The organism is Actinocrinis puniceicyclus (assembly GCF_018283645.1).
Classification (GTDB): Bacteria; Actinomycetota; Actinomycetes; order Streptomycetales; family Catenulisporaceae; genus Actinocrinis; species Actinocrinis puniceicyclus.
On the sequence record NZ_JAGSXH010000133.1, the window covers coordinates 1 to 13,872 of the forward strand.

Here is a 13,872-nt window from a genome sequence, read left to right on the forward strand (position 1 = left end):
GGGCTGCGAGGTGGGCGGCGGCGACGTCGGCGTCGAGGTGCCGATGGTGACGCTGTCGTTGCCGCTGCCGCCGCCCCAGGCCTCGGTCGCGAGGATCTGGTAGTTGAGCGAGCCCAGGTTCATTCCGTGGCTGGCCCACGCGTTGAAGAAGTTCTGCGTGGTGATGGTGCCGCTGGTGGTGTTTCCCTGCCGGATCGCCAGGTACTGCTCGAAGGTGCAGTTGTTGCCGGTGATGCAGGGCTGGTTGACCTGCTGGTGCTCGTAGAGGTTGTACGTGGCGCCGTCGCTGGTCGTGGTGCCCATGAAGCTGCCCAGCGAGGGGCCGCCGCCCTGGTCGTCCTCGATGACGTAGTACTCGACCAGCGGGTTGGTCGACCAGCCGTAGAGCGAGAGCAGCGTGGTGCCGCCGGAGGCGTTGAGACTGGCGTTGAAACTCACCGTGTGGTTGCTGCCGGGGTTCCAGCCGACGCCGTCGACGAAGTCGCCGACGCCGCTCCAGCTCGTGGAGTAGCTGGTGCCCGAGTTCAGCGTCATACACGCTGACCCCTGGCCGTTGGTCCACATCTGGTAGTAGTTGCCGCCGGTGTTGCCGGTCTGGCTCGAACAGATCGTCGTGGCGGCACTCGCGGTGCCCGGCAGGATCGTGGTGACCGCGGCGAGCACCAGCGACACGGCCGCGGTACAGGCGCCACCGATCAGTAACCTGACGCGGCGGCGCTCGCGGCCCGTCGGGCGGGCGGAGGCTTCGTTCATGAGGGTGCTTTCCTCCTCGGAAAGGCCGGGTGGGTGGCGCGATGGCGAGAGTATTGGTGCGGCCGCGACGGGTTGGCAATAAGTTTCGGAGCGATTGCGAAATCGGGACCGGCGTCGAAGATTCGCGTGGGCGCTTCACACCTGCTCACAGCTATACGTGACAGACCAGCCGCTCAGTTGCGCGATGGAAGTTACAGCAATGCGCATGAAACACGCTCAGATGACTCGAAAGTTTCGGCGGTCACGCGTGGTTGCGAAGGCGCCTCGCTCTCGCGCCGGCCGACTTCTCTGACTAGAGTCAGAGATATGGACGAGGCGCAGGTGGAGACGGTGCGGCGGTTCAACCGCACGGTCACCGCGCGCGTCGGGGTGCTGCACGAGCGCTACCTGGGCCGCGACCGCCCGGTCGGCCAGGCGCGGCTGCTGTGGGAGCTGGGCGCGCAGGGCCGCGACGTGCGCCGGCTGCGCGAACAGCTGGGACTGGACTCGGGTTATCTCAGCCGCCTGCTGCGCGCGCTGGAGGCGGACGGCCTGGTGAGCGTGCGGCGCCACCCCGCCGACGGGCGGGTGCGCACCGTGCGGCTGACCGAGGCCGGTTTCGCCGAGCGCGCCGTCCTGGACGCCCGCAGCGATGAACTGGCCGCTTCGCTGCTCGCGCCGCTGCGCGCCGCGCAGCGTGCGCGACTTGTCGCGGCCATGACCGAGGTCGAACGGCTGTTGACCGCCACGACGGTGACCGTGGACGTCACCGACCCGGACGATCCCGATGCCCGGCGCTGTCTGGGCTCTTACTACGCGGAACTGCGGGAGCGCTTCGAGACCGGATTCGACCCCGCCCGCAGCCTGCTTCCGGACGTGGGCGATCTGCGCGCGCCGCGCGGCCTGTTCCTCGTCGCCCGGCTGCACGGCGAGGCCCTCGCCTGCGCCGGGCTGAAGCTGTCGCCGGGCACCGCGGCGGCGCAGATCAAGCGCATGTGGGTGGCGCCGCACGCGCGCGGCCTCGGCCTCGGCCGCCGGCTGCTCGCCGAGCTGGAGGCACGCGCCGCGGAGCACGGCCGCGAAGTCCTGCGCCTGGACACGAACAAGGCGCTCGCCGAGGCGATCGGCCTGTATCGCGCGGCCGGTTTCCAGCAGGTTCCCGCGTTCAACGACGAGCCGTACGCGCACCTGTGGTTCGAGAAGCGGATCGCGGCTGCGGCGCAGCGGCCGGAAGCGGAGCCGGAAGCGGATAGGTAACCGTTTGGCGCAGCCGGCGTCACAGCGGGAAACGCGACCCGACCCGCCCGGCCGCCCGGCCGAACAAGCATCAGCCTCAAGCGAGCATCAGCCCCAGGGACTCGGCTGGTCACGGTCCGCACCGAACCACTCAGCCTCCTGTCACAAGGGTGGCGCGACCTGGCGCGTGCTTGACAGTCAGGGTTCTCACTCCTAACGTCCCCTTCACCGAACGCGACAGGAAACTTACATAGCGTGGCGGCGCCGCGCCGCGCACCGATTCCTCACTACGAATCAATGCACGAATTCGTGCCCCGCCGCCATGACGCCTGCCGCGCACCGGGATCCGGCACCATCGACCGTCACGGACGGAGGCAGGATCCATCATGTCCGCAACTCGCCGCACCGCCTGGCCGGCTCTGATGGCCGGCGCTGTACTGCTCATCGCGGCCGGCACCGCGCGGGCCAACGTGGCGCTCACGCAGCTGAGCACCGACCCGTTCACCAACAGCGGCAGCCAGCACGCCACCGAGGTGGAACCGGACACCTACTCCTTCGGCTCCACGATCGTCTCCGCCTTCCAGGTGGGACGCTTCAGCGACGGAGGCGCTTCCGACATCGGCTGGGCCACCAGCATCGACTCCGGCAGCACCTGGTCGCACGGCTTCCTGCCCGGCCTCACCCAGTGGGAGGGCGGCGGCTCGTTCCAGCGGGTCTCGGACGCCTCGGTCGCCTACGACGCCGCGCACGGGGTCTGGATGATCTCGTCCATCCCGATCACCTCGTCGGTCACGGTGCCCTCCGTCGTGGTCAGCCGCTCCACCGACGGCCTGACGTGGTCCAACCCGGTCACCGTCACCACCTTCGCCGACGCCGCGCTCGACAAGAACTGGACGGTCTGCGACGACGGCGCCACCAGCCCCTTCTACGGGCACTGCTACACCGAGTTCGACGACAACGGCGACCTGAACCGGATCTACATGTCCACCTCCACCGACGGCGGACTGACCTGGGGCACCCCGCAACGCACCGCCAACAACGCGACCGGGATCGGCGGACAGCCGGTGGTGCAGCCCAACGGCACCGTGGTCGTGCCGATCGACAACGCGAACGAGACCTCGCTGCTGTCGTTCACCTCGACGAACGGCGGCGCCTCCTGGTCGGCGACCACCACGATCACCAGCATCCGCAGCCACACCGAGGCGGGCAACCTGCGCTCCGGGCCGCTGCCCTCGGCCGAGATCGACGGGTCGGGCGTGGTGTACGTCACCTGGTCCGACTGCCGGTTCCGCTCCGGATGCAAGTCCAACGACCTGGTGTTCAGCACCAGCGGCAACGGGACGAGCTGGAGCACGGTCACCCGGGTGCCGATCGACGCGACCAACAGCGCGGTGGACCACTTCGTGCCCGGTCTCGCCGTCGACAAGAGCACCTCGGGTGCCAGCGCCCACCTCGGCCTGACGTACTACTACTACCCGGTGTCCAAGTGCAGCGCGAGCACCTGCCAGCTCGACGTGGGCTTCGTCTCCTCCCCCGACGGCGGCGCGAGCTGGACCGCGCCGACGCAGCTGGCCGGGCCGATGAACCTGTCCTGGCTGCCGAGCACCACCCAGGGCGTGATGGTCGGCGACTACATCTCCACCTCTTACGCCGCCGGCACCGCGCACGGTTCGTTCGAAGTCGCATTCGCGCCCAGCGGCGGCGTCTTCAACCAGGCCACGTATACCCCGGCGTCCGGTCTGCTCAGATCTCTGACACCGAGCGCGGGCACCGGGACGCTGACGCCCGCCGGGCTCGACCGGCCGGTTCCCGGGGCCCGGTCCGACCACCCGGCACCCGCGGCGCCGCTGACCAGCCACTGACCGGCCGCCGGCCGAGATCCAGCGCGGCCGCTGACCGGCCGCCGAACCGAGTACACGCCACGGCTGCCGATTCCCTCTCGGAACGGCGGTCGTGGCGTGTGGCGCACGCGAGCAGACCGAGCGGAGAATATCCGCATGGACTCGGCACGGCGTCTCACCCGGCAGGGGCGCGGCGGGACGGCGCTGCTCCTGGCCGCCGCCCTCTGCGCGGGCTGCGCATCCGGCGCGAGCTCGGCGGCCGGCAACGGCCGCGGCGGCGCGGCGGGCACCCCGGCCTCGGCGAAGGCCGCGCAGCCCGCTTCACCAGCGGACGAATGCGCGTCCGCGATCGCCTACTGGGCCGGACAGGCCCTGACCCCCGGCGCGGATCAGGGCTATGACTACCAGGAGATGGGTCTGTCAGCGGACGAATACCAGATCCTGCTGGCCGTCACGGCGCTGGCGCGGCCGGTCGCGCGCAAGTCGGGTCTGCCGGCCGCGCGCGCCTTCGCGCGACGCGAGGCCCTGCCGCGCTGCGCCGCGTACGTCTCCTCGCACCCGGCCTCGCCGACCGCGCCGGGCGGCGGCTGGCCGCAGTGAACCGCGGCGCGCCGCACTCGTGCTCATTCTGAGAGCTCCGGCGCCGCGAGGGATGTGTTCCCGGCCGGTCACCGGGAGACGTTGGCGGGTGCGCTCGCGCCGCCGGGGACCGGGATCCGCGGCGCGTCGACCTGCTGAATGGCGGATCGGCGAACACGCGTATGTGCCGACTTCTCCTGCCGCGCACGTCAACGGCGGATATCGTCGATCCACCCCGGTAAATACGCCGGGGTGCGAACGTCATACCGCTGAGCGGATCCAGGAGGCGGCATGGATGACGCGCCGGGCAGCGGCCGCACCCCGCCGAAGCGAAGCCCGTCGATCCCGCGGCGGCCGCGGTGACACTGCCCGAGCTGGACCTGGTCCTGCTGGTCGGGGCGAGCGTGGTGCTCGCCGCGATCGTGGCGGCGCGTGTCGCTCACGCGATCGGGCTGCCCGGTCTCCTGGTCTTCCTCGGTCTCGGCCTCGCGCTGGGCGAGGCGGGGCTCGGAATCCACTTCGACGACACCGCCCTGGCCCAGGCCCTCGGACTGAGCGCCCTGGTGCTGATCCTGGCCGAGGGCGGGCTGACCACCAATCTCACGCACGCGCGGGCCGCCGCGCCGGCCGCGCTGCTGCTCGCCACGGTCGGGGTGGCGGTCACCGCCGCGGTCGTGGCGGTCGCCGTGCACGGGCTGCTGAACGATTCGTGGCGCAGCGCGTTGCTGCTCGGCGCCGTGCTCGCCCCGACGGATGCCGCCGCGGTGTTCTCGGTGCTGCGAAGACTGCCGCTGCCGCCGCGGCTCTCGGGGATGCTGGAAGGAGAGTCGGGCCTCAACGATCCGCCGGCGGTGCTGGCGGTGACCCTGCTGAGCGCCGGCGCGGCGCACGCGCCGCCCTCCGTGCTCGTGATCGCGGGCGAGGTCGTCTACCAGTTGGCCGCCGGCGCCGCGATCGGCGTGCTGGTCGGGCTGGCGGGGGTGTACGCGCTGCGGCGGGTGGCGCTTCCGGCCTCGGGTCTGTACCCGATCGCGGTGCTCGCGCTGATCGTCGCGGGGTACGGGGCGGCGTCGATGGCACGTGCCAGCGGGCTCCTGGCCGTCTACATCTCCGCGGTCGTACTCGGCAACGCGCGGCTACCGCACCGCGCCGCCGCGCGCGGATTCGCCGAGGGCATCGCGTGGCTCGCGCAGATCGGGCTGTTCGTCATGCTCGGCCTGCTGGTCACTCCCGCACGGCTGCCCGCGCAGATCGCCTCGGCGGTGGTCGCCGGGCTGGTGCTGACGCTGCTGGCGCGGCCGGTGGCCGTACTCGCCGCCACGCTGCCGCTGCGGCTGCCGTGGCGGCAGCAGGCTTTCCTTTCGTACGCGGGCCTGCGCGGCGCGGTGCCGATCGTGCTGGCCACGATCCCGATCAACGCGCACGTACCCGGCGCGTCGCAGCTCTTCGACCTGGTGTTCCTGATCGTCGGCGGGTTCACGCTCGCGCAGGGCCCGACCCTGCCGTGGGCCGCGCGGCGGCTCAACGTGCTGGCCGTGACCGAGCCGCAGGAGATCGACGTCGAGTCCGCGCCGCTGGAGGACCTGCACGCCGAGTTGCTTCAGACCAGTATTCCGCCCGGTTCCCGCCTGGACGGCGTCGAACTGTTCGAGCTGCGCCTGCCCGCCGAGGCCAACCTCGCGCTGATCGTGCGCGGCGGCCGCGGCTTCGTGCCCGGACCGACCACGCGCCTGCAGACCGGCGACCGGTTGCTGATCGTCGCCTCCCGCGCGGCGCGGGACCGGACCGAGCGGCGGCTGCGCGCGGTCAGCCGCGCCGGCCGGCTCGCCGGCTGGTTCGGCGAATACGGGCGCTGAGGGCGCTGAGGGCGCTGGGGGCCGATGCGGTCACTTCTTCTTGGCGTAGTTCCCGAAGCCCTGCCAGTCGAGCACGACGCAGGGCTCGTCACCCAGGATCCACGCGTCGTGGCCCGCCGGGATGTGCGCGTAGTCGCCGGGAGTGAATTCGAACTCTTCGCCGTCGTCCATCCGCACGTGCATCCGGCCGGAGACGCAGTAGCAGGAGTGCTCTGCCTGGCAGGTGTCGGTGCCCGCGATCGGCTTGAGGTGCACCGACCACTTCCAGCCCGGCTGGAAAGTGGCCAGGCCGACCTCACCGGAGGAGGTGTGGATCAGCTCCATCTGCCCCATGCCCTCTTCGAAGAGCCGGGTCTCGTCGGCCTTGGAGAAGTTCTTGTGCTCTATGCCGGTCATGGTCCGCTTCCTGTTCGTGGTGCGAGCGGGTGGTGCGCCGAAGACACGGCGGCTGTCACGCCCCGCCCTGGTTGTGAAGCGCGCGGATGTGATGCGCGCCGGGTGTGCTGCGCGCCGAGCCGCGACCACGCCACGCGCACCGCTGAGCAGCGGTGATGCGAGGCGGCCGTATTGCCGGCAGGTCCACTCAAGTCCGGCGGTCCCGCCTTGTCACTACTGCATTCAGGGCACATGCGCGCACACCGCGACGCCGGGCCGGCGCGCGGTCACGGCGCGCGGGACGGCGAGTCCTCAGCGCGATCAGCACCGTCGCAGATCGGGCGAGGGGCCCGGCGTCCACGTGACACAGAGAACTGATTGATAAGTCACCGCGATCCGGTGTTTCCCGTCCCTGGCGAGGAATGTACTAACCATGAGTTCAGCGGGGACGGATCCCACCCGTCAAGGCGCGTCTCGGCGCACTGCGGCCGCTGACGCGATTCAGGGAGATCGGCCGAGTGAAACGTATTGTCAGCACATTGCGCCGCTTCGGTTCCCTCGCCGCGTTTCTCGCGGTCCTCGCGCTGGTCGCGGGGAACCTGGCGATGAGCGCCGCTCCGGCGGCAGCCTCGGACGGCTGCACCGCGGGCACCAACGCCGCCGGAGCCCACGTCTACTACTGCGGCGTCTGGGTGCCCAGCGGAGGCGTCCCGGTCTACGCCGGGACGTCCACGGGGTCGGCCGTCATCGACCATCTGTACACCGGCGGCACGGCCAACTGGTTCTACTGCCACACGGCCGGCGGGACGGCGTCCGCCTCGGGTTATTCGTCCTCTGATTGGGCGAGAACGGTCGGCGACAGCCACGGGGCGAGCGGATACGTCCCGGCCGTGTACTTCAGCGGCGTGGAGAACTACTGGCTGGGACTTCCCTCGTGCGGCGGTCCGTCGAGCCCGCCGGGCAGCACCTGCACCAGCGGTTCCAACCACGCGGGCCAGAGCGTGTACTACTGCCCGGTGTGGGTTCCCAGCGGAGGCATCCCGGTTTATTCGAGCACGTCCACCTCGTCTTCGATCGTCGACCACCTCTACACCGGCGGCTCCGCCAACTGGTTCTACTGCCAACTGGGCGGATCCACGGCGAACGTGAGCGGATATTCGTCCTCGAACTGGGCGAAAACCATCGGCGACAGCCACGGGGCGACCGGATACGTCCCGGCCGTCTACTTCACCGGCGCGCAGAACTACTGGCCGGGTGTGATCGCCTGTTCCGGCGGGACTGCCCCGCCACCGCAGGACGCGGCGTGTACACACAGCACGAACAGTTCGGGCCAGAGCGTGTACTACTGCCCGGTCTGGGTGCCCTCGGGGGGCGTGCCGATCTATTCGAGCACGTCCACCTCGTCTTCGATCGTCGACCACCTCTACACCGGCGGCTCCGCCAACTGGTTCTACTGCCAGGTGGGCGGATCCACGGCGAACGTGAGCGGATATTCGTCCTCGAACTGGGCGAAAACCATCGGCGACAGTAGCGGGGCGACCGGATACGTCCCGGCCGTCTACTTCACCGGCGCGCAGAACTACTGGCCGGGCCTGTCCTCCTGTGGCTCCGGTTCCACCCCGCCGCCGCCTCCGCCGGTCGGTGGCGGTGGAAGCACCAGCGGTTCGGCGTGCGGCTATTCCTTCAGCGGCATCCAGGCGCACACGCTGTCGATGATGCAGTGGGCCTGCGCGCAGACGAACTACATCTACGCGTGGGATGGCGGACACGCGAGCACGCCTGGACCCACGTACGGAGTGTGCAGCCCGGCGAACGGTGCGCCGAACGACTGCAACGTCATCGGCTTCGACTGTTCGGGGCTGGTCAGGTACGCCTACTACAAGGCGACCGGCTCCGACGCGCTGGACGGTTACACCTGGGACCAGTGGCGGCAGGCGCTCTCGCTGCACCCGGCGGCCGTGATCAGCGGCGCCGCCGCGGGCGCTTCGTCCGACATCGCCAACGCCGAGTCCCAGCTCAGACCCGGAGACGTCGTGTTCTACGGCACCAACGCCAACGAGCACGTCGCGATCTACCTCGGCGGCGGACGCCAGATCAACGCCTACGAGTCCGGGTACCACATCGGGGTGACCGGGGTGGACACCGGCCTGGTGTTCTGGGGAGCGGTCCGGCTCTGGTAAGTGACCGCACTGCGAGGGCGGGCGTGCCGCCCGCCCTCGCAGTGCCCGCCATCCTTTTTTCACGTATACTGTTCGTGAAAAATCCGTGACGGTGACTCTACCGAGGAGGTGCGCCCGTGACCTACGTGATCGCTCAGCCGTGTGTCGACGTGAAGGACAAGGCATGCGTCGAGGAATGCCCGGTCGACTGCATCTACGAAGGCGAGCGCTCGCTGTACATCCATCCCGACGAGTGCGTCGACTGTGGCGCCTGTGAGCCGGTCTGCCCGGTCGAGGCGATCTTCTACGAGGACGACACCCCGGCGCAGTGGAAGGACTACTACAAGGCGAACGTCGAGTTCTTCGAAGACCTCGGGTCGCCCGGCGGGGCGGCCAAGCTCGGCCTGATCCCGAAGGACCACCCGCTGATCGCGGCGCTGCCGCCGCAGAGCGGCGTCTCCTGACGCGTTTACCGTCCGCGACGCCGCACGAGGGCGCGCTCAGCCCGCGCAATGCACACGCTCGGCTCGACGAAGGGGTCGAGCCCGTTCAGCCTCCAGCGATCCGCGTGACGCGGACAGCGATCCCTCCATAAGGCCCGTCCGTTCCTGGGCGGGCCGTTGGCGCAGATCGTCTTCTCCTGTGGATCGAGCGTGATCGGGTTACCCGGACTGCCGCGCTTGTTTTTACAGTCTCCACTCATGCAAATTCGGGCGTGAAGCTCAGCCAAGGCGCGATCGGACAGGACGTGGCCGCGGCCGCCGACCACATCCAAAAGGGACTTGAGTCCCTACCGGGCGGCGCCGCCTCGCCCATAAGCTCGAACGGTTTGTCCGGTTGATCTCGTTAAAACCCCGAGGAGCAGTGGTGGCCGAGCCGATGACCGAGACCCCGGCCGACGGCGGCGCCCGCGTGAGCCCCGGCCCCGGCCCCAACTCCGGCCCTGACAATCCCGGGTACCGGCGCCTGCCGCTGGCCGGCTCGACCACGCCACGGCCGCGCCGCCGCAGGCACATGGTCGCCGCCGCGCTGGTCGCCGGGTACCTCCTCGCCGCCGGCACGGTGGTCCTGCTGCACCGCGCGATCCCGGTGCCGCAATGGCTCGCGCTGCATCTGCTCGTGCTCGGCGGCGCGACGAACGCGGTGTTCGTGTGGAGCCGCCACTTCGCCCAGGCCCTGCTGCACGCGCGCCTCGCCTCGGAGACGGGCGCCCACATCCGCCTCGCCGTGCTCAACTGCGGTGTCGTGTCCGTGCTGACCGGAGTCGCGCTGCCGTTCACGCCGCTCGCCGTCGCCGGTGCCGCGCTGGTCGTCGGCGCCGTCGCGGCGCACACCGGCAGCCTCGTCGCGATGGTCCGGCACGCCACGCTGCCGGGTCGGCTGCGCATCACCGTGCGCTACTACATCGCGGGCGGGGCCGCACTCGCCGTCGGCGCGAGCCTGGGCGCGGTGCTCGCGTCCGGCACCGCGAAGTCCGACGCGTGGGAGCAGGCCGTCGTCCTCATGCACGCGCACCTCAACGTGCTCGGCTGGCTCGGCCTGAGCGTCATCGGCACGCAGTTCATGCTCTGGCCCGCCGTGCTGCGCACCCGGATGACCGACGACGCGCCGGCGGTCGCTCGCAGAGTCCTGATTGCGGCGGCCGGCGGCCTGTCCGTCACGGCGGTCTCGCTGCTGCTGAGCCCCGCAATCAGTGCCCTGCACTGGTCGGCCGCCGCCGGGATGGCCGCGTACACGGGCGCGGCCGGCTACTCCTTGCTGCCCGCCGTGCGCGAAATGCGCGTCAAGCCGCCCCGGTCGGCCTCCGCATGGGCGCTGCTGCTCGGCAACGCCTGGCTGGTCACCGCGCTGGCCCTCGACGTGGCCGCACTCGCCTCGGGCGTGGCCGAGGCCGACTCGCTGCTCGACCGCACGCTGCTGCCGCTGCTGGGCATCGGTGCGGTGGCGCAGATCCTGACCGGGGCGCTCGGCTTCCTGCTTCCCGTGACCGTGGGCGGCGGCCCCGCCGGCAACCGGCTGATGAGCGCGGTACTCGACTTCGGCTGGCCGGTGCGCGCGGGGCTGGGCAACGCCGGCGTCCTGCTGCTCGCCCTGGCGGACGGCACGCCGTGGCGCACGGCGGGCTGGATCGGCGTACTGGCCGGCTTCGGCACCTTTCCGCCGCTCGTCCTCGTCGCGCTCATCGCCGTGCGCGGGCCCCGCAAGACGGAGCGCAAGCCCGATGAGGAGGGGCGGCGGCCCGGGGAAGCGGCGCCGCGCGTCCGGCGGCTGGCGGCGGACGAGGTCCTCGCCGTGGGCTCGATCGCGCTCGTCGCGATCGTCCTCGCGCTGGTCGCGAGCGGCACCTGGCCCGCTCGGCACGCGGCTGACGCGCCGGGTGCGGGCGTGGTCGCACGGTCGGGTGTCGCAGTGTCCGTACAACTCGGCGAGTTCTCCGTCACGCCGCCGACGATCACCGTCGCGCCGGGTACCGACCTGGTCCTGAGCGTGCACAACACCGGTCACATGACACACGACCTGCGGCTGCAAGGCACCCGTGGCACGCGGATGCTGGCGCCCGGTCAGCAGCAGACCGTGGACTTCGGCCGGATCAGCGGCGACCGGCAGGCGTGGTGTACCGTCGCCGGCCACCGCGAGGCGGGCATGACCCTGCAGATCCACGTCTCCGCGGATGCGGCCGCGATGCCGATGACGCAGGCGGTGCCGAGCACGCCGGCCACCGCGCCGCCGCCGGCCTGGCGCCCCTACGACCCGGCACTAAAGCCCGTCGACGCCGGCACCGTGCACACGGTCACTCTGCGCGTACAGGAACGCACGATCGAGGTCGCGCCGGGCATCCGTCAGGCGGTGTGGACATACAACGGGACCGTGCCCGGCCCGATCCTGCACGGCCACGTCGGCGACGTGTTCACCGTTCACGTCATCAACGACGCCGCCATGGAGCACTCGATCGACTTCCATGCCGGGCAGGTCGACCCGCAGGCGGTCATGCGGCCGATCCCGCCCGGCGGTGAGCTGACATATCAGTTCAGGGCCGAGCACGCCGGCATCTGGATGTACCACTGCGCCACAGCGCCGATGATCCAGCATGTCGCGATGGGCATGTACGGCGTCGTCGTCATCGATCCGCCGAACCCGCCGCCGGCCGCGGCCTCGTTCGTGCTCGTCCAGTCGGAGTTCTATCTCGGGCCTTCCGGCGGTGTTCCGCCGATGAGCAGGCTGCTGGCCGCCGTCCCGGATCTGGTGACGTTCAACGGATACGCCGATCAGTACAAGTACGCGCCGATCCACGTGACCGCCGGTCAGCGCGTGCGGATCTGGGTGCTCGACGCCGGCCCGAACGAGCCGAGCGCCTTCCACGTCGTCGGCACCCAGTTCGACACGGTGTTCAAGGAAGGCGCATACCAGCTCACCCCGGGCAACGCGGCGCAGGGCGCGGCGCAGGAACTCGACCTCGAACCCGGCGAGGGCGGATTCGTCGAGTTCACGCCGCCCGCCGCCGGCATGTACACGATCATCGACCATCGGCTCGCGGACGCTCAGCGCGGCGCGGTCGCGACCATCGACGCCGCGCCGTGACCGGGGCGGTGTGACGTGCGCCCCAACCGCGCCCAGGCCATTCCGCTCACGTTTTTAACGAGTACTATTGGTTAAAAAGAGGCCGAGACACGCGGAGGCAGTTGTGACCGAGACGATCACCCACCCGACGAACGCCGGAGACCAGGCCGAGCGCTCGATCGTGCGCCACCATGAGCAGCTGACGGGCGAACTGAACGAGCGCGTCCAAGCGCTGCTGACCGCCGCGCGGGCCGGCGGCGACCTGGAGGCGGCCCGAGGCGAGCTGATCGGGTTCCTGGACAGTTCGCTGATGCCGCACGCGTCCGCCGAGGAGCGCACCCTCTACACCGCGGCCCACGCGCTCCCGCAGGGCCGGCTGCTGGTGGAGGCGATGACCGCGGAGCACCGGGCGCTGGCCGACCGCGTCGCCGCACTGCGCCACCTGCGCGAGCGGATCGAACTGGCCGCGAGCGCGGCGGAGATCAGGGCCCTGTTCGCGGTGCACCTGTACAAGGAGAACGAACTGCTGCTGCCGCTGCTGGTCGGCGCCGGCGCGGACCTTCCGGCCCTGCTGCACGACACGCACCACCTGCTGGACCACGAGGGTTCGGGGGAACACCGCGACCACTGACCGGCGCCGTGCCCCTGAATCCCCCGAGTCCCTGAATCCCCCGTGCCCGAGTGATCCCGGCGAGGGAACCGCGATGAGATCCGCCCTCACCGGCACCGGTGTTTGCGATCGGTCGCCGCCGGACTGCGCGACCGGGACGTGCGCGCTGGCCTCGGTCGGCCCCCGCGACGAGGACATCGCTTTCCTCGCCGCGGGGTTGCGCCAGGTCACCGATCTGTATCGCGAGGCGGCCGAGGTGCTCGCCGCGCTGGTGGCGCTGGCCGACGCGGACGACCTGCCGCCGTCGCTGCGCCCCGTCGTCGAGCGGGCCCGGGATCTGGCCGGCCCGCGGCGCGCACGCTGCGGCCTGCCGCGTCCCTGACCCGCCGGGCGCCTCGCGCCGTCAGCCGGCGGTACAGCTGAGCGTGGGCGCGCTGTTCGCCGTGTTCCAGCTGCCGAGGAAACCGAACTGCGTGCTCGCCCCGGCCGCCAGCGCGCCGTTGTAGCTGACGTTCTGCGCGGTGACCGCGCTGCCGCTGCTGGTGATCGTGGCGTTCCACGACTGCGTGACGGTCTGGCCGTTGGCGAACTGCCAGTGCACCGTCCACCCGGAGATGGCCGAGGCGCCGGCCGTGACGTTCACCGCGGCCTGGAAGCCGCCGCCCCACTGGCCGGTGATCGCGTAAGTGGCCGAACACGCAGAGCCGGGCGCGGGGCTGGACGGCGGCGGGCTGCTCGGCTGCGTCGACGGGCTGGCGCTGGGACTGCTCGCACTCGGGCTCGGGGACGGGGACGGACTGCCGCCGTTGCCGATGCTGCCGGGGACGGAGAGCAGGGCCGAGTACCACACCGCGGCCATCTTGTCGTAGCCGCCGGCGTTGGGGTGGACGCCGTCGACGAGGTCGGACGCCGTCAGCGCGCTGTGC

The 13,872-nt window shown here is 70.9% G+C and carries 12 protein-coding genes; 9 read left to right on the plus strand and 3 right to left on the minus strand.

The window, feature by feature from the left end:
* Positions 1-753, minus strand: a 753-nt coding sequence (locus tag KGA66_RS24605) for a glycoside hydrolase family 11 protein (RefSeq protein WP_211471137.1), incomplete at its 3' end; no start/stop codon positions are given.
* Positions 754-1,059: 306 nt separating this feature from the next.
* Here KGA66_RS24605 and KGA66_RS24610 point away from each other — a divergent pair.
* The 4 genes from KGA66_RS24610 to KGA66_RS24625 all read left to right on the plus strand — a co-directional run bounded on the left by KGA66_RS24610 (position 1,060) and on the right by KGA66_RS24625 (position 6,244).
* A complete protein-coding gene (locus KGA66_RS24610) occupies positions 1,060-1,989 on the plus strand; it encodes a bifunctional helix-turn-helix transcriptional regulator/GNAT family N-acetyltransferase (protein ID WP_211471139.1) in 930 nt (309 codons plus the stop codon).
* 365 nt (positions 1,990-2,354) lie between these two features.
* Positions 2,355-3,830 (plus strand): sialidase family protein, encoded by a 1,476-nt coding sequence (locus KGA66_RS24615; protein WP_211471141.1) that lies wholly within the window; start codon positions 2,355-2,357, stop codon positions 3,828-3,830.
* A gap of 135 nt (positions 3,831-3,965) precedes the next feature.
* Positions 3,966-4,409 carry a hypothetical protein gene (locus tag KGA66_RS24620; RefSeq protein WP_211471143.1) on the plus strand — a complete coding sequence of 148 codons (444 nt, stop codon included), beginning with the start codon at positions 3,966-3,968 and terminating at the stop codon, positions 4,407-4,409.
* 338 nt (positions 4,410-4,747) lie between these two features.
* Complete coding sequence (locus KGA66_RS24625; protein WP_211471145.1) at positions 4,748-6,244, plus strand: potassium/proton antiporter; 1,497 nt, start codon at positions 4,748-4,750, stop codon at positions 6,242-6,244.
* Positions 6,245-6,274: 30 nt separating this feature from the next.
* Here the strand turns inward: KGA66_RS24625 and KGA66_RS24630 are convergent, their stop codons facing one another.
* Positions 6,275-6,640: a cupin domain-containing protein gene (locus tag KGA66_RS24630; protein ID WP_211471147.1), complete on the minus strand. Its 366-nt coding sequence runs from the start codon at positions 6,638-6,640 to the stop codon at positions 6,275-6,277.
* Positions 6,641-7,137: 497 nt separating this feature from the next.
* Between KGA66_RS24630 and KGA66_RS31860 the strand changes: the two genes are divergently transcribed.
* The 5 genes from KGA66_RS31860 (at position 7,138) to KGA66_RS24655 (ending at position 13,328) form a co-directional block, all read left to right on the plus strand.
* The gene (locus KGA66_RS31860; protein WP_211471149.1) at positions 7,138-8,799 is read left to right on the plus strand and encodes a C40 family peptidase; all 1,662 of its coding nucleotides are present in this window, start codon (positions 7,138-7,140) and stop codon (positions 8,797-8,799) included.
* A 116-nt stretch (positions 8,800-8,915) separates the two neighbouring features.
* A complete protein-coding gene (gene fdxA, locus KGA66_RS24640; protein ID WP_211471151.1) occupies positions 8,916-9,242 on the plus strand; it encodes a ferredoxin in 327 nt (108 codons plus the stop codon).
* Between the two features lie 403 nt (positions 9,243-9,645).
* The gene (locus KGA66_RS31865) at positions 9,646-12,357 is read left to right on the plus strand and encodes a multicopper oxidase domain-containing protein (protein ID WP_211471153.1); all 2,712 of its coding nucleotides are present in this window, start codon (positions 9,646-9,648) and stop codon (positions 12,355-12,357) included.
* A 103-nt stretch (positions 12,358-12,460) separates the two neighbouring features.
* Positions 12,461-12,967 carry a hemerythrin domain-containing protein gene (locus tag KGA66_RS24650; RefSeq protein WP_211471156.1) on the plus strand — a complete coding sequence of 169 codons (507 nt, stop codon included), beginning with the start codon at positions 12,461-12,463 and terminating at the stop codon, positions 12,965-12,967.
* A 73-nt stretch (positions 12,968-13,040) separates the two neighbouring features.
* Complete coding sequence (locus tag KGA66_RS24655; RefSeq protein ID WP_211471158.1) at positions 13,041-13,328, plus strand: hypothetical protein; 288 nt, start codon at positions 13,041-13,043, stop codon at positions 13,326-13,328.
* A 21-nt stretch (positions 13,329-13,349) separates the two neighbouring features.
* Here the strand turns inward: KGA66_RS24655 and KGA66_RS24660 are convergent.
* Positions 13,350-13,872: cellulose binding domain-containing protein (locus KGA66_RS24660; protein WP_211471160.1), on the minus strand; the 523-nt coding region annotated here is incomplete at its 5' end.